This is a genomic window from Pseudarthrobacter sp. S9 (assembly GCF_050156545.1).
Lineage (GTDB): Bacteria > Actinomycetota > Actinomycetes > Actinomycetales > Micrococcaceae > Arthrobacter.
This window is the reverse complement of the sequence record NZ_CP189576.1, coordinates 3,869,879-3,889,625: the sequence shown is the minus strand read 5'-3', so window position 1 is coordinate 3,889,625 and position 19,747 is coordinate 3,869,879. Positions and strand designations below refer to the sequence as shown.

General features: G+C 62.4%; 18 protein-coding genes, 3 pseudogenes and 1 other annotated feature. Of the genes and pseudogenes, 8 read left to right on the top strand and 13 right to left on the bottom strand.

The features are described 5' to 3' along the window. Positions 1 to 21: 21 nt before the first annotated feature. On the bottom strand, positions 22 to 222 hold the full coding sequence (locus ACQCSY_RS18670) for a hypothetical protein (RefSeq protein WP_427131100.1): 201 nt from the start codon (positions 220 to 222) through the stop codon (positions 22 to 24). A 63-nt stretch (positions 223 to 285) separates the two neighbouring features. On the opposite strand from ACQCSY_RS18670, the gene ACQCSY_RS18665 reads away from it, so the two are divergent. Genes ACQCSY_RS18665 through ACQCSY_RS18655 form a run of 3 tightly spaced genes read left to right on the top strand, consistent with a single transcriptional unit; the run spans position 286 to position 3,159 of the window. Next, on the top strand, positions 286 to 858 hold the full coding sequence (locus tag ACQCSY_RS18665) for a hypothetical protein (RefSeq protein WP_427131098.1): 573 nt from the start codon (positions 286 to 288) through the stop codon (positions 856 to 858). 49 nt (positions 859 to 907) lie between these two features. After that, positions 908 to 2,353 carry a DDE-type integrase/transposase/recombinase gene (locus tag ACQCSY_RS18660; protein WP_427131096.1) on the top strand — a complete coding sequence of 482 codons (1,446 nt, stop codon included), beginning with the start codon at positions 908 to 910 and terminating at the stop codon, positions 2,351 to 2,353. Beyond that, positions 2,350 to 3,159: an ExeA family protein gene (locus ACQCSY_RS18655; RefSeq protein WP_427131094.1), complete on the top strand. Its 810-nt coding sequence runs from the start codon at positions 2,350 to 2,352 to the stop codon at positions 3,157 to 3,159. Before ACQCSY_RS18660 ends, ACQCSY_RS18655 begins: the two co-directional genes overlap by 4 nt. Here the strand turns inward: ACQCSY_RS18655 and ACQCSY_RS18650 are convergent. The 6 genes and pseudogenes from ACQCSY_RS18650 to ACQCSY_RS18625 all read right to left on the bottom strand — a co-directional run bounded on the left by ACQCSY_RS18650 (position 3,090) and on the right by ACQCSY_RS18625 (position 7,098). Beyond that, positions 3,090 to 3,644, bottom strand: coding sequence for a hypothetical protein (locus ACQCSY_RS18650; RefSeq protein ID WP_427131092.1), 555 nt, complete (start codon positions 3,642 to 3,644; stop codon positions 3,090 to 3,092). The two genes, ACQCSY_RS18655 and ACQCSY_RS18650, sit on opposite strands and share 70 nt — an antisense overlap. A gap of 45 nt (positions 3,645 to 3,689) precedes the next feature. After that, complete coding sequence (locus ACQCSY_RS18645) at positions 3,690 to 4,382, bottom strand: IS3 family transposase (RefSeq protein WP_427131090.1); 693 nt, start codon at positions 4,380 to 4,382, stop codon at positions 3,690 to 3,692. Continuing rightward, positions 4,308 to 4,423, bottom strand: a sequence feature (AL1L pseudoknot). It overlaps the preceding gene by 75 nt. A 32-nt stretch (positions 4,424 to 4,455) precedes the next feature. Then, positions 4,456 to 4,701: pseudogene (locus ACQCSY_RS18640) on the bottom strand (transposase); the annotation flags it as partial. Positions 4,702 to 4,752: 51 nt separating this feature from the next. Continuing rightward, a pseudogene (locus ACQCSY_RS18635) lies at positions 4,753 to 5,490 on the bottom strand (IS256 family transposase); the annotation flags it as partial. Between the two features lie 35 nt (positions 5,491 to 5,525). Then, a pseudogene (locus ACQCSY_RS18630) lies at positions 5,526 to 5,714 on the bottom strand (YaaC family protein); the annotation flags it as partial. 481 nt (positions 5,715 to 6,195) lie between these two features. Then, a complete protein-coding gene (locus ACQCSY_RS18625) occupies positions 6,196 to 7,098 on the bottom strand; it encodes a hypothetical protein (protein ID WP_427131089.1) in 903 nt (300 codons plus the stop codon). A gap of 722 nt (positions 7,099 to 7,820) precedes the next feature. Between ACQCSY_RS18625 and ACQCSY_RS18620 the strand changes: the two genes are divergently transcribed. From ACQCSY_RS18620 to ACQCSY_RS18600, 5 genes are all read left to right on the top strand, one after another. After that, positions 7,821 to 8,582 carry a DUF6994 family protein gene (locus tag ACQCSY_RS18620; protein ID WP_427131087.1) on the top strand — a complete coding sequence of 254 codons (762 nt, stop codon included), beginning with the start codon at positions 7,821 to 7,823 and terminating at the stop codon, positions 8,580 to 8,582. Between the two features lie 188 nt (positions 8,583 to 8,770). Beyond that, a complete protein-coding gene (locus ACQCSY_RS18615; RefSeq protein WP_427131085.1) occupies positions 8,771 to 9,010 on the top strand; it encodes a hypothetical protein in 240 nt (79 codons plus the stop codon). A gap of 222 nt (positions 9,011 to 9,232) precedes the next feature. Then, a complete protein-coding gene (locus tag ACQCSY_RS18610; RefSeq protein WP_427131083.1) occupies positions 9,233 to 10,000 on the top strand; it encodes a GTPase in 768 nt (255 codons plus the stop codon). A gap of 32 nt (positions 10,001 to 10,032) precedes the next feature. Next, entirely contained in the window at positions 10,033 to 11,325 is a 1,293-nt protein-coding gene (locus ACQCSY_RS18605; RefSeq protein ID WP_427131081.1) for a hypothetical protein, read from the top strand. After that, complete coding sequence (locus ACQCSY_RS18600) at positions 11,322 to 13,052, top strand: GTPase domain-containing protein (RefSeq protein ID WP_427131079.1); 1,731 nt, start codon at positions 11,322 to 11,324, stop codon at positions 13,050 to 13,052. Before ACQCSY_RS18605 ends, ACQCSY_RS18600 begins: the two co-directional genes overlap by 4 nt. A 322-nt stretch (positions 13,053 to 13,374) precedes the next feature. Here the strand turns inward: ACQCSY_RS18600 and ACQCSY_RS18595 are convergent, their stop codons facing one another. From ACQCSY_RS18595 to nrdH, 6 genes are all read right to left on the bottom strand, one after another. After that, entirely contained in the window at positions 13,375 to 14,037 is a 663-nt protein-coding gene (locus ACQCSY_RS18595; protein WP_427131077.1) for a hypothetical protein, read from the bottom strand. A gap of 655 nt (positions 14,038 to 14,692) precedes the next feature. Further along, on the bottom strand, positions 14,693 to 15,244 hold the full coding sequence (locus tag ACQCSY_RS18590) for a hypothetical protein (RefSeq protein WP_427131075.1): 552 nt from the start codon (positions 15,242 to 15,244) through the stop codon (positions 14,693 to 14,695). A 333-nt stretch (positions 15,245 to 15,577) separates the two neighbouring features. Further along, positions 15,578 to 16,552, bottom strand: coding sequence for a class 1b ribonucleoside-diphosphate reductase subunit beta (nrdF, locus tag ACQCSY_RS18585; protein ID WP_024368367.1), 975 nt, complete (start codon positions 16,550 to 16,552; stop codon positions 15,578 to 15,580). Between the two features lie 90 nt (positions 16,553 to 16,642). Next, positions 16,643 to 18,763, bottom strand: a complete 2,121-nt coding sequence (gene nrdE / locus ACQCSY_RS18580) for a class 1b ribonucleoside-diphosphate reductase subunit alpha (RefSeq protein WP_427135934.1) — start codon at positions 18,761 to 18,763, stop codon at positions 16,643 to 16,645. A gap of 56 nt (positions 18,764 to 18,819) precedes the next feature. Beyond that, positions 18,820 to 19,323 carry a class Ib ribonucleoside-diphosphate reductase assembly flavoprotein NrdI gene (gene nrdI, locus ACQCSY_RS18575; RefSeq protein WP_427131072.1) on the bottom strand — a complete coding sequence of 168 codons (504 nt, stop codon included), beginning with the start codon at positions 19,321 to 19,323 and terminating at the stop codon, positions 18,820 to 18,822. A gap of 55 nt (positions 19,324 to 19,378) precedes the next feature. After that, positions 19,379 to 19,618 (bottom strand): glutaredoxin-like protein NrdH, encoded by a 240-nt coding sequence (nrdH, locus tag ACQCSY_RS18570; RefSeq protein WP_427131070.1) that lies wholly within the window; start codon positions 19,616 to 19,618, stop codon positions 19,379 to 19,381. Positions 19,619 to 19,747 lie beyond the last annotated feature (129 nt).

The window sequence follows — 19,747 nt, the reverse complement described above, 5'->3', positions numbered from 1 at the left end:
TCCATCTCATCGGACCAGGTGTTATGCGTCGCAGGGTTTGGCGGTGGGGGCGTCTTTGCCGGTGACGATGCAGGTTTTCCCCGGGGTGTCTTGATTTAGTGCCGTTGGCGGCGTCAGGCTGACGATGACCGGATAGGACGAACGGCCCGGCGTGAGGTTTCGAAGGTCCACGCCGGGCCGTTCTGACGCGTAAAGGGCGCGCTGATGCTCACGGTAAATCATGATGCTTTCTCTGTCGAGTCGGATCTTCTGACCGGACGTCTGGCCTGCCCGGGATGCCGGGGTGTGCTGCGCCCGTGGGGGTGGGCGCGGGAGCGCCGGATCCGCCATGGCACCGGCATGGGTCAGGACCTGCAAAACCACCGTCCGCGCCGCGGACGCTGCGCCGGGTGCTCGGGCACCCATGTGCTCCTGGGCGTGGAACTGGCGGCCCGAAGGGCCGATGAGGCGGCGGTGATCGCCGCCGCCGTCGAGGCCAAAACCGCCGCGGGCCACGGGCACCGGAGGATCGCGGCCCGGCTGGGCCGGCCCGCGTCCACGGTGCGCGGCTGGCTGCGCTCTTTCGCGGCCTCCGCCGGCCCGATCCTGCGCGCCTTCACCGCACTGGCCCACCGCGACGGGGCCGATCCTGCCGGGCTCTGGCCCGCCCCGGCCCGGACCCCGGCAGGGGCGGCGCTGGCCGCGGTCACCGCATACGCGTCGGTGCTCGCGGACCGGTTCGCCGTCGCCGCGCTGCCGTGGCAGAGCACCGGGCTCGCCGCGTCCGGCCCGTTCTTCTTCAGCACCGGACGGTGGCAACACGAATTGGCCCTTACCCCGGCCGCCGGGGACGGCAAGGGTGAAGGAAGCTCCGGCTGACCTGGCCGGGGCCATCGCATTCTGAGCCTTTTGAAAGGACAGCGTCCCCATGACAGACGCCAAACCGAAGCGCGGGCCCCTGGCCCGGAAGGACCGGGCGGAGAAGACCGCCCTGTTCCGCTACCAGCTGATCCGCGGCGCCGCGGACAAAACCCTGACCTGCCGCCAGCGCGGGCCCATGGTCCGGGCCCTGGCCGCCGCCGAGCATACCGGCCCGGACGGGCAGCCCGTGCGCTACTCGCGCGAAACCCTGGACCGGTGGATCGGTGCCTGGCAGCGTGAGGGGTTCGACGGGCTCAAGCCGCGGGAAAGGGCCGCCGGCCCGGTGACCCCGGCGACCGTGCTGTCCCTGGCCGCGACGCTGAAGCTTGAGCGTCCGCACCGCACCGCGGCCCAGGTCCGCCGGATCATGGCAGAGACCCTCGGGGACGCCCCGTCGGAGTCGACGCTGCTGCGCCATTTCCGCACCCTGGATATCCCCACCGGCACGCAGGCGCAGGCCACGGGCCGGTTCGAAGCGACGGCCCCGAATGAAATCTGGGTGGGTGACGGGCTGCACGGGCCCCGGATCTGCGGCCGGAAAACCTACCTCTTCGCGTTCCTGGATGATCATTCCCGGTTGGTCACCGCGGCCCGCTGGGCGTTCGCCGAAGACGCCGTGAGGCTCTCGGCGGCGCTGCGGCCGGCCCTGCAGACCCACGGAATCCCCGACGCGGTCTACGTGGACAATGGCAGTGCTTTTGTCGACGCGTCCCTGGCCAGGATCTGCGCGAGGCTGGGCATGAAACTGATCCATTCCAGGCCCTACCGGCCCCAGGGCAGGGGCAAGATCGAACGCCTGTTCAATACGGTGACCTCCCAGTTCCTCTCCGAGATCACCGTGATCGACGCCCCGGTCCAGACGCCCGTTCCGGGCACCGGGGAAGATCCTGCCGGCAGCGCGGTCACCTCGCTGGAGGAGCTGAACGCCTTGTTCACCTCCTGGGTGCAGATGGTCTACCACCGCGCCGTGCACTCCACCACCGGTCAGACGCCGTTGGCCCGGTGGGACGCCGGCTGGGAAAACCGGCGCCCGGACCGCCGGGACCCGGACGTGATCGCCGAAGCGTTCCGCTGGTCCGCGACCCGCAAGGTCACCAAAACCGCGACGGTGTCCCTGCAGGGCAACACCTACCAGGTCGACCCGTCCCTGGCCGGTGCCCGCATCGAGCTGGTCTATGACCCGTTCGATCTCACCGGCCCGGTCGCCGTGACCGCCGCCGGCGGCGTCCCGGCAGGGGAAGCGGTCCTGCTCGAGATCCGCCGCCATGTCCACCCCAAGGCCGTCAACGCCACCAAAGACGCCGACACCGGCGCGAAGAACGCGGCCTCGGGCATCGATTACCTGCGCCTGGTCGAAACCCGCCACAAAACCGCGATGACAGGCGCCCCGATCAGCTTCGAGAAAATGGCTGCCACCGGCGCCCCGGCCATGGCCGCGGGAGGGACCCTGTGATCGAGAACCTGCAAACGCACTATGGTTTCACGGCCATGCCCTTCGGCCGCTCCATACCGGTGCAGGCGCTGCACCCGCACCCCGGGCACCGCGAGGCGGTCGCCCGGATCCAGTGGTGCGTGGACCAGCGCCAGACGGGGGTGATCACCGGGGAAGTCGGCGCCGGCAAGACCGTGGCCGTGCGCGCGGCCCTGGCCCAGCTTGAGGCGTCCCGGCACCAGGTGATCTACGTTGCGGACCCCACGGTCGGGATGCGCGGGATCCAGTCCCAGATCGTCACCGCCCTGGGCGGACAGCCCGCCTTTTATTCCGGGGTGCTGGCGCATCAGACCGCGTCCCTGCTCGCCGGGGAACTGGACGAACGCGCCCGCCTGCCCGTGGTCGTGATCGACGAGGCCCACCTGCTGGCGAACACCGACCTGGAAGCGCTGCGAATGCTCACGAACAGCGGACTAGATACCGGCTCCCACTTCGCGCTGCTGCTCATCGGCCAGCCCACGCTGCGCCGGCGGCTCAAACTCGCGGTCCTGGCCGCCCTGGACCAGCGGGTTTCCACCCGGTTCGCGATCACCGGAATGGATCTGACCGAGACCGCAGCCTACATCCGCCACCACCTCAAATACGCGGGCAGATCCGACACCCTGTTCTCCGATGACGCGGTCGCCGCGATCCACCAGGGCTCGCGCGGCTACCCCCGGGCAGTGAACAACCTCGCAGTGTCCGCCCTGATCGCGACCTACGCGGCGGGCAAGGCCATCGTGGACCTCTCCGCGGCCCAGTCCGCGATCACGGAGAACAGCGAGTAAAACACGCCGTCACCAATGACCACCGCCGCGTCAGCACGGCGATCAACGCCCCGCCGGTCACCATCCGGCGGGGCGCTTTCATGCCCGTCCGCCGCCACGGACCGTGACGGCCCCATCGTCAAATAACGCGACCGGTAACACCAGGCAGCCATCAGAGTGATGAACTCGCCCGACTTCAGGCCATTCCCGCCCCCGGAACGTTTCCTGGCCACAAGGACCACCGTCCTGGTGAACACGTAGGAGTCGAATACGCTCACCAATCTGCTGTAATCAAAACGACGCTGCGCACTGAACTTGCCCGTCCTCGGACTCGTCGTCATCGCCGAGAACTCAGCCCCCAACCCGGGCGTATACACACCACCCTGCTTCTGCGCCAGGCGTTCCAACACCCGAATCGACTTACGATACTGGCCAATCGTCGAGCCCATGTAGCCGGCAGCCTCCAATGCGGCGACAACCGCCACACCGATCTCCTTCACCATCATGCCCATAACCTTTTCCCTTCACTAGGAAGATGGATACGAGGCACACTAGTGACGAACGAAACCCAAATCATAAGCCGAGGAACAAGCCGGCGTTCCCCGGAACCGCGGGGCCACACCGCCCTTCTTCGGCTTAACGTTTTCCCCGGCATAATCGGAATGATGGACCAGGCCGGTAAGGTCGGCGCCGTCGCGGGTCCTGGCCCAGATCCCCATTTCCAGGGCGTCCAGTGCGAGATCGGTGTAGAGGCTCGTGGCAACCTGCCAGCCGACCACCCGGCGGGAACACACATCGATGACGAACGCCGCGTAGACCCAGCCGGCGAACGTGCGGACGTACGTTATGTCGGCGACCCACAGCCGGTTGGGCTCCTTTGCGGTGAACCGGCGTTCGACCAGATCCGCGGGTCTGCCTGTTTCCGGTGCCGGCTTCGTCGTGCGCGGCCCCTTGGCGCGGGAGATACCGCGCAGGCCCTTCTGGCGCATCAGCCGCTCCACGGTGCACCGCGCGACCTCGATGACTTGGCGGCCCAGTTCCTTATGGACCTTCCGGACCCCGTAGACACCGTAGTTTTCGGCGTGGATGCTCTCGATCTTCTCTCCCAGTTCCAGGTCCCTGACCGCCCTGGCAGACTCCGGGCGGGAACGCCGGGCGTAGTAAGTGCTCGGGGCGATCTGCAGCGCCTTGCAGATCGGCTCGACCCCGTGCCCATCGCGGTGCCTGTCCACGAAGGCGCACATCACCGCGACGGGCGGTCGAGCTCCGCCGCGATAGACAAGCCGAGGCCTGCTTAAGGATCGTGTTCGCCCGGCGCAGCTCGCGGACCTCACGCTCGAGTTCGGTGATCCGGTCCGCGTCTGCCGTCGTCGTTCCCGGACGCAGGCCCTCGTCGACCTCGGCCCGGCTCACCCAGGTCCGCAGCGCTTCGGGATTGACTCCGAGCTGCTCTCCGATCCGGCCGAATGCTCCGGTCCTTGTCGCGGGATCTTTTCTTGCATCGATCGCCATCCGTGTGGCACGCTCACGCAGCTCGATCGGATATTTTCGTTGTGCTGGCATAGGAATCATCCTTCCGGGTAATCAATACCTCCATCAAACCCGGTGCGATTCAACATCGGTGCGGCGTTTGATCTCCTTATTCACCCGCTCCATGGGGTTTGTTGACCAGATTTGGCGCCAGTGCTTCGCCGGGAACCCGGCGAATGCGAGCACGTCAGCCCGTGCGTCATCGAGCATCGCGGCGACCTTCGGATGGGACTTGGCCAGCATGCGGGTGACCTCGTCGAACTGGGTATTGACGTGCCCGGCGTCGGGCTGGGCGAAGACGGTGCGGATGATCGAGGCGACCATGTCCTGGGATCCCTTGGGCACTGTCGAGAGCACGTTGCGCATGAAGTGCACCCGGCAGCGCTGCCAGGCCGCGCCCTGGAAGACCGTTCCGATGGTTTTCTTCAGTCCGGTGCGGGCGTCGGAGATGACCAGCTTCACGCCGTCCAGCCCGCGGGTCTTCAGCGACCGCAGGAACGCGGTCCAGAACCCCTCGTTCTCGCTGTCCCCGACGTCGAAGCCAAGGACTTCCCGGCGCCCGTCGGCGGCGACACCGAAGGCGACCACGACCGCCTGGGACACGACCCGGTGCCCGACGCGGGCTTTGCAGTAGGTGGCGTCGAGGAACACATACGGGTAGCCCATGGCCGACAGGTCCCGGTCCCGGAACGCACCGGCTTCGTGGTCCAGGTCCTCGCAGATGCGGGACACTTCGGACTTGGAGATCCCGGTGTCTGCACCGAGTGCCTTGACCAGGTCGTTGACCTTGCGGGTGGAGACCCCGTGCAGGTAGGCCTCCATTTAACTGCGGGAAAGTCGACGACCTTCAGACCGTGTCCGCTGACTTCCGGGGACTTGCCCGCATTCTGAGGAGTGAGAGCGGCGGCGAGGGCTCGGCCAGCCTGGGACACGCCGTAATAAAGATTGAGGGCCCGGGACTCGAATCCCACGTGCGCTGCCGCTTCAAACTGCTGCTGCGCCTGTTCCAACGAACTAGTGAACAACTTCTGCCGCGACGCCGGCATGCCAGCGGGTGGGCTAGAACGAAGGGCTCGGATTCTCCGCCACGCTTCCTGAGGGGAGTCGGAATCGGACTCAAACATTCGTCGTGGCATGGCTTAAGTATGGCCGATTGATTCGAACTGAATCACCGCGCTCTGCAAGGTGTCGAATGATCTCTTGCTTTTCGGTTAATTTGGAGCGGCATGCTCCGAATCCGACGAGTAGCGACGCTGCTACTCTCATCACCAACAGTGCCTACTAGCCGCTGCCTCTGGCGTCCAAAGTAGACCGGACCAAAAGGCAAAAGAGAGCCGGTGAGTGGCGCGAGTAATGGGAAATGATTGGCCAGACTGCCCGCGCCGTACGGCGCCACGTGGTAACTTAGAAGCAGGATTTCTGCCTGAGCGGCCGCGAGTTCGAGACTCGGAAATCCACTGAACGGTGAGGTCTGGGTTCGATTCCCGTGTCAACCCCGGTTGGTAGCTTAATGGCAGAGCGCCCGTCTTACTTCTTGTTGTGCGTGGACCGCTCCCGGGATATGGCGTCTTCAAGTTCAAATCTCGACAATTTAACTGCGTAGTAGTACGTTCTCGAGAATCCGAGCAAGCCTCTGACACGGGTGTCGGCATGGCCATACACTCGCGGCGACTGTTCCTTGAAGTCTAAGACTGCCACATCTGCCCATACGGAGTTATCAATACGCTTCGCTACAGCTGCACAAGCGAGACGAGCCAGTTTTGTACTCCCTGCCAACACAGCGATAACGTCTTGAACATCGAGGGTGAGTTCTTCTTTGTTGGCGCCGAGCGCCAGAGGCCTACCAGCCCAGTCCGACCAAAGTTTCGAGCCGGATTTCAGCCCGTTTCTCAGTTCAGAGTTCAAATTTCCACCTGATACTCCACCAGCGTGAATAATTCGATTTCGCACACGGCGAGCGACTTCCATAAAGGTCAACAAATCGTCCGGGAGATCGGCTCCCGTCAGCATCTTCAGGTTAGTATGGGTCTCACCAAATTCCTCTTTACCGAGTATCTCATCCGTCAGCGGACGGCTTTTCGACACCAACCGCTTCGCTTGGCTTTGACCTTGACCAAGCCACAACCGTTGGAGGCTCTTGATAGCTTCGTGATGCACCGCCAGGACGTGCGGAATGGCCATGTAGGCGAAGTGTCGCTCACTCGCTTCAATAACCTCCTGAATCTTATGAACCGGGAGATTTAGCCGCCCAATGTCTTGAGTAAGCGGAAACAACGTGGAAGCGAGTTCATTCGAGTACGGCTGAGTCTCGAGCCGGCCCAATGCTAAGTGTCTCGAAACATGAAGAGCCATGATGGCATCGTTCATCTTCGCTCTGTTGGACTCGTATTCGCGGAAGCCTTTGAAGAGGACAGCATTCAGTTTCGACATATATCCCCATTTCCGGGCAGCCAGCAGGTACCGCCGGACAATTCGGTCAAATTCATAGTGCTTCCACCATACAGAGTGCTTGAAGCACCAGAAACAAATCCGCGCCACTTGTCTCGGCCACAGTTAACGAACGCGTGCCGGAGCCAATCCTGGACGCTCTGGAACAGCATGCTGGTCGCGATCTCCTCCTATGTGTTTTCACCGAGCGCACCGGCTGCACAGGTGGACGCTGCCGAAGCCCACTTCAAGAGGGCCCTGCTCTCGCGCCAGACTGGCCACAATCGGAACTAGTAGCCAGCTTTGACCGCCGGTGCTCCCATCGGGGAATTCTCTTGCCGGCGAGCTTCTTGGAGGTCAGGTGCCAGCGGTGGCAGTCCTGACACGGGTAGGCGCGGACCGGTTTCTTGCCAGGCTTTCCGGTTGCCAGGATCGCGTCCAGGGCGCGCAGGGCGGTGAGCTCGTTCGGGTACGGCTTTTTGATACAGGCCATTGCGGTTCCCTCGTTCGTTTGACCGAACGGTTCACACCCGCCTGCAGTCGACATAGTCGTTTCGCTATGAGGATTCTGACATGCGTCACGGCAGTATCGCCACCACCCTCCGCAACTTACGGGCACCGGACCCCGGCAGCCCATCAAGGCTTGCGGCCAGGAGCCGTTGGCCGCGTCACCGAAAACGATGAAACTGCCTCAAAAAGCTTGGACCTGCGCATACACTTCGACCATGCGACGAGTCTTCGATACGACATTCGACTACAAGACCGATAAGCCTGCGAGGACCAGACCCGACGCGGACCGGGACAGCCCGCAGCTTCGTGCGGACCATGAGCTGCTGTGGACGAAGGAACTGCGCCCCGGGGAATTGTTCGAGCCGAAAGCGCCGGCGGTCCGCCGGAAGGGCTACCTCATCTTCACCAACCCCACGTCCGAGGAGATGAACTGGTACGGCAGCGACGCCATCACCAACTCCTACACCAGCTGGCTACGTCCGAAGACCCTCGTCAAGGCCATCGCCGACCTGGACAAGGACCAGCGGGCCCTCAACCTCAACCCGCCGTACACCATCGGCAGTGCAATGATTTGGCCGGTCAGGAAGAAAGACCCCTACACCATGAACAGGGCGCGGGTGCGGCGTCAGATCGGTGACCGGATGGACCTCACCCTTGAGTGCATACGGCGCCACTACGCAGGAGAACAATGGAGCCCGCTCGCCAAAGTCATTAAGGCCTACGAGGATTTCTTCGCGCTCTTCCGGGACTTCAAGGGGTTCGTGGAGTTCTTCCACTTCCAGGACCTCGTGTCGCCCGACTATGACGAGGTCCAGTTCTTCCTACCGCTCGAGAACTTCAGGCGGCACGGAGCCCCGGCTACAACCCCGGAGTACGTGACGTACCGGGACAAAGTGCTGGAGTTCATCGCAGCACGGAACAGCCGGATGGCCGAGTGGGTCATTGAGAACCACCCCGACATCGAGGTCCGCCAGTAGCGCCTGCGCCATCCGCAGCATCAAGTCGCGCGGAAGCGTCGGGGCGTGCCGGTAATGGACCACCGCTTGGTAGAGTCAGGCCCGCGGCATCTCAGCCGATCATGACTTTGCAGGGGGCATCGGTGGGACTTGGCAGTTGGCTTCGACAGGCGGTGGACGGAAGCGCGGCCCACCGGCAGGACCCTGAGGTGCCAGAGGAACAGATGCCCGCGCCCCCGCCGTTCACGATCCGTGTCTCGATGTCTTACCACCCGTGTGTTGGAGTAGCCGGCACGACGACCTTTGCGAAAGAAGCGGTCGCAGTCCTTGCCGACCGGCACGGCATGGGTGTGCCGCTAACGGGGCCCAGCCACACCGCTACCGAGGAGTCCACGCACGCCCCGGTGAAGGACAACAAGAATAAGATCGACAGGGAGAGCGACCTGTGAAGCCCGCTCTCGTGCTGGGTGCCCTCTACGAAATCCACGCACAGTACTTCGCGAGCAAGGGAGATCCATCCCGACAAAAGTACTCGCGTCACGCCTCGGTCCGCTGGTATCGATCCAGCCGTACAAGCAGGTGAACGCGGTCATCGCACTGCTGCATGTCGTTGGCCTGCTCCGCTTGGTTGAGGCGAGCCACGCGATCAAGCGACAGAAGAAGCCGGCGAAGTGAGTAGGCACGACTGGAGTCCAGCTGCCCGGGATCAGTTCTTCGGCCCCGAACCAGTAGGCGAAGACCCGGTGCCCGCACACACCAAGGCGGTCGCGGCGTGCCGCGCAACTCTGAATGAGGCTTACCAGGTCTCTCGGGACGCTGTCTCCGACAATGAGACCGCTAGGCCGCTTCTGGACTCCATCACGGCCGTGGCGCTCATTGGCGCACCACTGAGCGCCAAGCCGATGCGCGTCGTACTGATGGGGCGCACGATGGCCGGCAAGAGCACTCTCCTCGCGGCGCTCACGGGCGGCTCGACTGAGAGGATCGGGGTCGGCGCTCAGCGGACTTCGCGTGACGTCTTCGCCGCCCCCATGGTGGACCTTCGCGACATCGAGATCGTAGACACTCCTGGAGTCGGCGCCAAGGATGGTGCGGAGGACGTCGCCCTAGCCATGGCCGAGGTCCCTGGAGCCGACCTCGTGCTGTGGGTCGCAAGCAACGACTCCTTCCAAGAGGAGACTGCCCAAGCGCTACGGGCGGTGGCCTTCCGCGGAAAGCCGGTCGTCGTGGCTTTGAACTGCCGCGCCCCACTCGTTGACGAACTGGACCGCGAAGACTTCTTGGAGGACCCGGACGCGGTGTTCGACCAGCACGTGGGGCACTTCAAGACGATTCGTTCCCATCTCGCGACTGCTGGCGTGCGTCCCGTCGCTGAGGTTATGCTTCACGCCGAAGCTGCCCGCCAGGGAGAGTCGGGCGGCGCTTCGGCCCTGAACTGAGGGAAGCGAGCCGAGTTTTCGCACTGCTTGCAGTGTTGGAGCACGAATGCCGGGAGCGTCGCACTGCTCGGCGGGTGCTGCGTGAGGCTGATGAAGTCCGCTTCCAAGCGCAAACGTTGGTCGAGTCGGTCGCCGACGTGGAGCAGGGGGTGCGAGAGATCGTCCGTATCAGACAGGGGATGCGCGAGGACCAACAACGACGGGCCGCTCGTTTGGTCGATGCTTGCCAGCAGCGGCTGGAAGACGATGTCATTCGCATCGTCGGCCACCGACAGGGGTGGCACCAGACCGTCACGGACTTCGGCCCACGGGTCTCCGAGAAATGGGACCAGGAGCAGGAATCGCTCATCGCTGACCTCGATGAGGCACTGAAAGAACGGGTTACCCGCCTGTCACGAACTATCGACGAAGCGAGCATCGCAGCTCAGCATGAATGGACGACTGCCGTGCGTCCAGACCTCGAGATTGAGGGGTTACGCGACTTTAGAGGGCTATGGAAGCGGAAGGCAGCTGGGGCTGTGGTCGGCGGTGGCGGGGCGCTCGTAGCCGCTGCCATCGGCGCCAAGGTAGGCGCAATGGCAGGTGGTGCCTTCGGTGGCCCAATCGGCGCAGGCGTCGGATTGGTTGTCGGTGGCCTCGGCTCAGCGCTCGTCAGTCCTCTGCGCAAGAAAGTGCAATCGCTCTTCAAGGGGAAGGCCACGATCCTTGAGGAGAACCGCGAGCTTCTGCGGACGGAGGTCAGCAAGGTTCTTGAAGAGCTGCAAGGCCAAGCACTGGCGGAGGTCAAAGACGCCATTGGTGGCATCCGCGACGACCTTGCCGGCGCCTTCACGCGTCGTGCAGAGTCCGAGTCCGCGGCGTTGGGGGTGGCCGACCTACTGGCTTCTCAACAGCAGGCGATATGCACGGGGACCGCGGCGCTCGACCACGAGACGGTGGGTTGCCTCTTGCAAGCCGACGGCCGGCCTCGCCTTGCCGCAGCCGTTGAGAGGGTCACCCGGCTCGCTGGCGTCTGCATCGCGATCCAGGCCACGGATCAAGCCTTGGCAGAGGCATGGCTGTTTCCACCGCCCTCACCCGAGATTATGACCTGGGGGCGCACGCCGTCTCCCGACCTGCCCGGCGTGCGCGCGACATCGTATGTCCTCGGCCTTACCGAGGAAGTACCGACTGCCATCCGCAGCCGCCCGGACGGCACCGTGGTCACCACCAATGCCCCAGTGCCCGAACAGGTACTTGGGGCTTGGTCCGCAACCCTGTCTGATCACCTGGGCGCCCATGTAGAAATCATCCGCCCGAATGCCGCAAGGAGTGCATTTACATGACCGACCTTCTATTTCACGCCGCACCCGCTGGGGTCCGTGACCTTTCCGAACGCCTTGACAGGCTGCTCGAGAAGCTGCCAACCGATGATGCATCGAGGCTTCGGCACATGTTCGTCGTGGACGAACATGAACGTCCCCGGATGGTTCTCACCGGGCAGTACAGCAGCGGCAAGTCGACTCTGGTGAGGGCGCTCACAGACGAAGCAGCTCAGGTCGTAATCGACTCGGCGGTCTCGACAGACAAGGTTGAGATTTTCGACTGGGATGGCCTCGTTGACCTGGTTGACACCCCCGGCGTGCAGGCTGGCCTGTCGGAACATGACAAACTCGCAGAGCAGGCCCTCCGTGCCGCCGATCTCGTGTTGTTCGCCGTCACCGTTGATTTGTTCGATGACAGATCGGTGGAGCACTTGCGGCACATCACTGAGGACTTGCGAAAAGCACCGCAATTACTGGTGGTGATCACCAAGTGCCGCACTCTCCCCGCTGCCGACGGTGTCCGTGAAGCCGCAGTCCGGGAAGCGCTGGGGGCCTTCGCCGAGCAGGTTCCTTGGGTCGAATGTGACGCCAAAACCTATCTGGACGGACTGCATGCGAAGGACTCGCTGCGGGCATCCCGCCGCCTCGCGGCGTCGAGAATGACTGAGGTCAAGGACATGATCAACCGAATCGCACGAGAACGGGGAGACTTGGCCCGTTTCCGTGTGCCGCTTCAGCAGATCGCCCTTGTCGCTGGAGAGGCGCTCGCTACTCTCGCCGACGACCGCGATGAGGCAGCCATCCTGACTGTTCTAGCACGCCAGCGCAGCGTACTCACGAACCGCCGTGGACTTCTTGACTCGGCCCTCGAACGACAGGCCACAGAGTTCCGAACCGCGTGTATCTGGGCGGCTGAGCGCCTCGCCGACACCGCGGAGACGATCGAGGAGTCTGCAAACCCCGACTGGTCCACGCTCGAAGCCGCCTCTGAGACTCTGAACGCTGAACTGACCTCGGCAAAACAGCGGTTCATCGCTGGGGTGCACGCTGTCTTGAGCTCACAGCTCGCCGACTTCACCTCGGAGGTACGAGAGATCGAGGCATCGCCGTACGCCCACCAGTTGCACGCGCTAGATTTCCAGAGTGACGTCAATGCGCAGGTTATCCCGGTGGATACGGGCTTGGTGCGCAAATCAGGGCAGAAACAGATGCGCGTCCCCGCTTGGGGGCCGAAGGCGGCAGAGCACCTGAATAGGTTCCAACAGGCCTGGGGCGCAGGCGATGGCATCAGGCAGGCGGCAGGTAGCAAGGGACACGAGATCGTTTACAAAGTAGGCAAACTCGCTGGCTGGAAGTTCGGGTCGTGGCAGGCCGTTCGCTGGGCCAACAACATCGGGAAGTTCGCCAAGGCCGGGGCCTTTGTCCTGCCGGTTGCTCTTGAAGCGTACGCGGTGGTGAGTGAAGAGCGCCAGGAAGTTCGAGCTGCCAAGGAGAAGCTGCGTCGCCGCAACGCCTTGGTCGGCCGGGTCCTTGCGCAGTGCGACAACATGTCTAGGACGGTGCTTGCACAGGTACGCGCCGAGCTCGAAGCCGAGTTTGGCGAGGCACTCCGCGAGATCGATGACGTCAACAAGTCGGTGCGCGGCAACCAAACCCTCCGAGGCGACCTGGACCGCGACATAAGTGCGATCCAAGTAGAGGCCCAGTCGATGCTTGACCGAATCGGGGTTCCTGCGCTGGAAGCATGAACGATTCGCCCGCTTGGTCAGTCCTTGCCGGCTCCGCCCTTTCGCCGCCTAAGACTGGCGCTGGTCCAGAAGCAGAGCTAACACCCAACACCAGCGGGATGCCCAGCGACTGACGACAGTCGATGTGGGCACTCGCGCCCGCCGGGACGCGGCCCGAGCCGACGTGCGCGTGCGGTGCTGTCATCAGGAGACCGACCTGGATGAGCGGGACACGGCCATCGATGGCGCAGCCAGCCCAGCATGTCATGGCGTGTGGGCTGGCTGGAACGCACCGGCGTGAGGACCCTCGGCCCGGTCGGCTTCTGCGGGAGGGAGGCGACAGCTATGGCAGCGTGTTTCGCCAGTCTTCCCTCCAGTTTCCGTAGAGCTCATACTCGAGGTTGGCTGGAGGCTCAATCCTGCGGCTCGTGGGCAAGCAAGGCAGTCGATCATCTTCGTAGTCGGAATTCCGCGTGCACTGGTTTCGAGCAGCGCCGGAAGTAGGTGCTTTCCTTGCGCCGGCGATCGGCTTTCCTTCCTGTTGCTGAGCAGGCCTACCAACCGACTGCAGTGGCCATACGAGTTGCTCCTGAAGTTTCAGCAACTCAAGCACGAGACCCACATACTTGAAGTCATTCTTGTCTTTCCGAAGCTGGCTCAGGTCGAGGCGGCGACGTTCGTCCAGGTATTGGGTAACCATGACAGTTCCCCCCGGGAATCCGGATCCTGGCAACCCCACGAGGGCGTGGCCCCAGTCGGCCAGAAGATCAAGCCGGCTCATTTCGAGTTCTGATGGCGAGGTGACACGACCATAAACATCGGCCATTGCAGTCCACGTACGGAGCAGGCCGTTGAGACAGTCGTTGTTTAGAGCTCTGCTCAGGGGCGAATTTTCCAGCTCGATGATGTCCAGGACGAGTGAATTCGGCAGCGTGTTATCGCCCGAATGTCCCAGCTTCAGGAACCTGTCATGCGGGCGGCCGTCACACCGAAGGATCGGATCCACGCCATCGTGGGCTTGGACATATCCAGGTCGTGCCATGAGCCCCTGAAGTAACTAAAGGCAGCCCACTGGACAAACGGCGCGTAGGGATGTGCTGTCATGATTCCCCTCCCAGGTTTGTGAGGCGTCGCGGACGCCGGAAAGATGATGAACCTTCGAACGATGGATTAAAAAACAAAAGGACCGTCCACAGGACGATCCTTTGAACAACAACTTCCTGGTCTGCGCAAACGGCACAATCTGCCCGAACGACCTCCTCCAAGATACTTAAAACAAAAACCCCCGCGGCAACCCGCGAGGGTTCTATATTCCTTCTACCACTGTTATAAGTCGTGCAGCGTAACAGATTCAACTCAAGCCGCTCATCCTTTTCACCTCTCCTTCAGCGCGGCACCGACTCGGCTGCTGCTAGCGACTAGTCATTAAATGAAAAAGACCGCGAGGTTCCCGGCCTTTGAGACATGGCCTTATTCTAACGGAGCACCAACCGGACCGATGGGGCCAGCCCCGGTCATCCTGTAAGGCCAGACCGAGGTCACAGCAAGAGTTCCGCGGGTTGCGTTCAGACTTCATAGTCGGGCCATGAGTTTCACGGGCGCAACAAAGAAGGCAGGCTGACGAAGGTGCCATCGGCCGATGGCGCCGCGGACTTGGCGAGCTACGGAGCCACACCTTCAAAAGTTGGCTTGCAGACGGCGCACGTCTCGAAGGATTTGGGGCGGCGAACCTCTGCTGCATCCATTAATGCGGGGTAACGCCTGTTCCCTGTATGCGCCGCTTGAGCTTCCTTCCGTTGTGCAACTACTGTCCGGCAGCCGGCGTGATGGACGTCCACAGGCCCATTATTGCCTGTTACAAGGAATCCATCGTCGTAGCTATACTCCACATGCGGTTTCGAACGAGCGCATTTCGCCTTCAACTCCGAACGCCGGGCTTTTTCCGCTTCACGCCTTTCTCTAGCATTGTCCATTTCTACTACTTTTTGCTCGCGCGCAGCCTGACGCAGGGCTATTTTATGCTGCCTATCGGCCTCCTCTTGAGCACACCTGCCGAAGTTTTCTTCCATCTCTGGAAGATGATCCGACAACAGCGAGGTGACGTCATCCATCTTGTTACGGATTTCCCTCCCCAACAGTTCTTCGAACGCATTGTCGCGTGAATACCAGGATTCGTGATGCACCGCCCACATGTGTGCCGGAAATGTAAGCACTTGCACACCCCACCCATTCGATGGCAACTATCACACTCGCCGACCGCAACAGCGACGATGCCGATGCCGATGCCCACGGGGCTTGAAGGCGACCGGTCTCAGCCGTCCGAGATGCGGAAGCCAGATAGACGCCGCCATCGGGCCGATTGCCAACTGGCGTGTCGGCCGAAAGAAACGGCCCCGCGCGTCTGCGTGAGGGGCCGTTTCAGGCTTCTAAGAGTTCACAGGGAACTCCGGTCGTCCAGCCGTCAATTTGGAAGACTCCCAACTCGACGATGCCTTTCTTCCAAATAGGGTGCCATTCTTCCAACTAGGTCGACATCTCACAGAAGACTAGAAGTCCCAGTCGTCATCCTCGGTATTAACAGCCTTACCAATCACGTAGCTCGAACCCGACCCCGAGAAGAAGTCGTGGTTCTCGTCCGCGTTCGGCGAGAGCGCGGATAGGATGGCCGGGTTCACGTCGGTGACCGAAGCCGGGAACATGGCCTCGTAGCCCAGGTTCATCAGCGCCTTGTTGGCGTTGTAGTGCAGGAACTTCTTGACGTCCTCGGCCAGGCCAACGGAGTCGTAGAGGTCATGCGTGTACTGCACCTCGTTTTCGTACAGCTCGAAGAGCAACTCGAACGTGTAGTCCTTGATCTCCTGCTTGCGCTCCTCGGACAGACCTTCCAGGCCCTTCTGGAACTTGTAGCCGATGTAGTAGCCGTGCACAGCTTCGTCGCGGATGATCAGGCGGATCAGGTCGGCCGTGTTCGTCAGCTTGGCCCGTGAAGACCAGTACATGGGCAGGTAGAAGCCCGAGTAGAACAGGAAGCTCTCCAGCAGCGTGGAGGCCACCTTGCGCTTCAGGGGGTCATCACCTTGGTAGTAGTCCATGACGATCTGGGCCTTCTTCTGAAGGTTCACGTTCTCGGTGGACCAGCGGAAGGCCTCGTCGATCTCCTTGGTGGAGGCCAGTGTAGAGAAGATGGAGGAGTAGCTCTTGGCGTGCACAGACTCCATGAACGCAATGTTCGTGTAGACGGCTTCCTCGTGCGGGGTGATCGCATCCGGAATCAACGAGACGGCGCCGACGGTGCCCTGGATGGTGTCCAGCAGGGTCAGGCCCGTGAACACGCGCATGGTGAGCTGCTGCTCGTCCGGGGTCAGCGTCGCCCACGACTGCACGTCGTTGGACAGCGGGATCTTCTCCGGCAGCCAGAAGTTGTTGACCAGGCGGTTCCAGACGTCCACGTCCTTATCGTCCTGGATGCGGTTCCAGTTGATCGCTTCGACGTGGCTCAGCAGCTTGACCTTCTCGGTCATGTCATCCCCTAAAAGTTGGGTTGTTCGTGAAGTTAAGCGTACGACGGCGGGCGGGCGCCCGCCGTCGTACTGTCAAGATTTAGTTGAAGATTAAAGCATGCAGCTGACGCAGCCGTCCACCTCAGTCCCTTCCAGCGCGAGCTGGCGGAGACGGATGTAGTAGATGGTCTTGATGCCCTTCTTCCAGGCGTAGATCTGGGCCTTGTTGATGTCGCGCGTGGTGGCGGTGTCCTTGAAGAACAGCGTCAGGGATAGGCCCTGGTCCACGTGCTGCGTGGCTGCGGCGTAGGTGTCGATGACCTTCTCGTAGCCGATCTCGTACGCGTCCTGGTAGTACTCCAGGTTGTCGTTGGTCAGGTACGGCGCCGGGTAGTACACGCGGCCCAGCTTGCCTTCCTTGCGGATCTCGATCTTGGACGCCACCGGGTGGATCGAGGAGGTGGAGTTGTTGATGTAGGAGATCGAGCCCGTCGGCGGGACGGCCTGCAGGTTCTGGTTGTAGATGCCGTGCTCCATGACGGAGGCCTTCAGCTCGCGCCAGTCATCCTGCGTGGGGATGTGGATGTTCTTGAACAGCTCCGTGACCTTCTCGGTCTCCGGGGCCCATTCCTGCTCGGTGTACTTGTCGAAGAACTCGCCGGAGGCGTACTTGGACTTCTCGAAGCCGCCGAACGTTTGGCCGGTCTGGATGGCCAGCTTGTTGGAGGCGCGGACCGCGTGGAACACCACCGAGTAGAAGTAGATGTTGGTGAAGTCCAAGCCCTCTTCGGAGCCGTAGTGGACCCGCTCGCGGGCCAGGTAGCCGTGCAGGTTCATCTGGCCGAGGCCGATCGCGTGCGACTGGTCATTGCCGCGGGCGATCGACGGCACCGAGGTGATGTTGGACATGTCCGAGACGGCCGAGAGGGACCGGATGGCGGTCTCGATGGTCAGGCCGAAGTCGGGCGAGTCCATGGTCTTGGCGATGTTCAGCGAGCCCAGGTTGCAGGAGATGTCCTTGCCGGTCTGGTCGTAGGACAGGTCATCGTGGTACGTGGTGGGCTGCGAGACCTGGAGGATCTCCGAGCACAGGTTGGACATGATGATCTTGCCGTCAATCGGGTTTTCCCGGTTCACGGTGTCCTCGAACATGATGTACGGGTAGCCGGATTCGAACTGGATCTCGGCGAGGGTCTGGAAGAACTCGCGCGCCTTGATCTTGGTCTTCTTGATCCGGGAATCATCCACCATCTCGTAGTACTTCTCGGTGACCGAGACGTCGGAGAAAGGCATCCCGTAGACGCGTTCGACGTCGTACGGAGAGAACAGGTACATGTCCTCGTCCCGCTTGGCGAGCTCGAACGTGATGTCAGGGATCACGACGCCGAGCGAGAGGGTCTTGATCCGGATCTTCTCGTCGGCGTTCTCCCGCTTGGTGTCCAGGAAGCGGTAGATGTCCGGGTGGTGCGCGTGCAGGTACACGGCACCGGCACCCTGGCGGGCGCCGAGCTGGTTGGCGTAGGAGAAGCTGTCCTCGAGGAGCTTCATGACGGGGATGACGCCGGAGGACTGGTTCTCGATCTGCTTGATGGGGGCGCCGACCTCGCGGATGTTGGTCAGGGCGAACGCCACGCCGCCGCCGCGCTTGGACAGCTGCAGGGCGGAGTTGATGGAACGGCCGATCGACTCCATGTTGTCTTCGATGCGGAGCAGAAAGCAGGAGACCAGCTCGCCGCGCTGGCGCTTGCCGGCGTTGAGGAACGTGGGGGTGGCCGGCTGGAAGCGGCCTTCGATGATCTCGTCGAGCATCTGCAGGGCGAGCTGCTCGTCGCCGCGGGCCAGGTGCAGGGCCACCATGCAGACGCGGTCCTCGTAGCGCTCCAGGAAACGCTTTCCGTCGAAGGTCTTCAGCGTATAGGAGGTGTAGAACTTGAAGGCGCCCAGGAAGGTCTCGAAGCGGAACTTCTTCTTGTACGCGCGGTTGAAGAGCTCGCGGATGAAGTTCATCGTGTACTGGTCGAGGGTCTCGCGCTCGTAGTACTCGTTCTTTACGAGGTAGTCGAGCTTCTCCTCGAGGTCGTGGAAGAACACGGTGTTGTTGTTCACGTGCTGCAGGAAGTACTGGTGCGCAGCCTCGCGGTCGGCCTCGAACTGGATCTCTCCGTTGGGTCCGTAGAGGTTCAGCATGGCGTTGAGCTCGTGGTAGCCGAGCCCCTTGTAGGCGGCCGGCATCTCGTGCTTGTCCTGCTTCTCGACGGCGGTGGGCGCGTGGGAGCCTGAGCCCTCAGTCATTGCTTTGTCTGCGACAGTCGTGTCCAAAACTCTTCCAATCCTTGTTGAACCCTGTTGACGTCTTCCGGCGTCCCCATGAGTTCGAACTTATAGAGGTGCGGGACCTGGCATTTGGCGGCGATGATGTCGCCGGCCATGCAGTAGTTGTCCCCAAAATTCGTGTTCCCTGCGCCGATCACTCCGCGGATCAGCTTCCTGTTCCTCGGATCATTCAGAAACCTGATGACCTGTTTCGGAACGGATCCCTCTCCCCCGGTGCCGCCGTAGGTCGGCACCACCAGCACATAGGGTTCGCACGCCACCAGCGGGGCGTCCCGCGGATAGAGCGGGAGCCGCGCAACGTCGATGCCCAGCTTCGCAACGAAGCGTTTGGTGTTCTCGGAGGAGGAGGAAAAGTAGATGAGGTGGCTCCGCGTTAGCTCTGGAGCCGCCTTGCTGACCGCTTCCCCGCCGTCAGCCTTGGCAGCCACCCGATCATCAGTTGTTGTAAGTGCAACCATGGGACTCACCTCGTCTACCTTGAAATCTCGCCCGGTAGCGGGCGTCCGCAGCGTTTCAGGCTACGGCGGCGGCCTGCGCCAGTTCTTCGATCTTGTCCGGGCGGAAACCGGACCAGTGGTCCTGGTCCGTGACGACGACCGGCGCCTGCATGTAGCCCAGGGACTTCAGGCGCTCGAGGGCCTCGGCATCCTGGGAGATGTCGACGCTCTGGTAGGTGATGCCTTTCTTGTCCAGCGCGCGGTAGGTCGCGTTGCACTGAACACAGGCCGGCTTCGTGTAAACCGTAACGGTCATGGTCCCTGTCCCCTTTGTTGAAGTCTTCTACACAGCGTTTTCTTCTACACAGCGTTTCCCAGGACAGCATTTTTCGTGCTCCTGCTGTCTCGCGCTGATGTCCCGCTGGAACTGTATGTCGATACTACA

Coding starts and splice junctions, on each gene's coding strand:
- nrdH (WP_427131070.1), bottom strand. CDS start 19,618: ATGACCGTTACGGTTTACACGAAGCCGGCCTGTGTTCAGTGCAACGCG.
- ACQCSY_RS18620 (WP_427131087.1), top strand. CDS start 7,821: ATGCGACGAGTCTTCGATACGACATTCGACTACAAGACCGATAAGCCT.
- nrdE (WP_427135934.1), bottom strand. CDS start 18,763: ATGCCGGCCGCCTACAAGGGGCTCGGCTACCACGAGCTCAACGCCATG.
- ACQCSY_RS18645 (WP_427131090.1), bottom strand. CDS start 4,382: ATGTGCGCCTTCGTGGACAGGCACCGCGATGGGCACGGGGTCGAGCCG.
- nrdI (WP_427131072.1), bottom strand. CDS start 19,323: ATGGTTGCACTTACAACAACTGATGATCGGGTGGCTGCCAAGGCTGAC.
- ACQCSY_RS18660 (WP_427131096.1), top strand. CDS start 908: ATGACAGACGCCAAACCGAAGCGCGGGCCCCTGGCCCGGAAGGACCGG.
- ACQCSY_RS18670 (WP_427131100.1), bottom strand. CDS start 222: ATGATTTACCGTGAGCATCAGCGCGCCCTTTACGCGTCAGAACGGCCC.
- nrdF (WP_024368367.1), bottom strand. CDS start 16,552: ATGACCGAGAAGGTCAAGCTGCTGAGCCACGTCGAAGCGATCAACTGG.
- ACQCSY_RS18625 (WP_427131089.1), bottom strand. CDS start 7,098: ATGTCGAAACTGAATGCTGTCCTCTTCAAAGGCTTCCGCGAATACGAG.
- ACQCSY_RS18650 (WP_427131092.1), bottom strand. CDS start 3,644: ATGATGGTGAAGGAGATCGGTGTGGCGGTTGTCGCCGCATTGGAGGCT.
- ACQCSY_RS18600 (WP_427131079.1), top strand. CDS start 11,322: ATGACCGACCTTCTATTTCACGCCGCACCCGCTGGGGTCCGTGACCTT.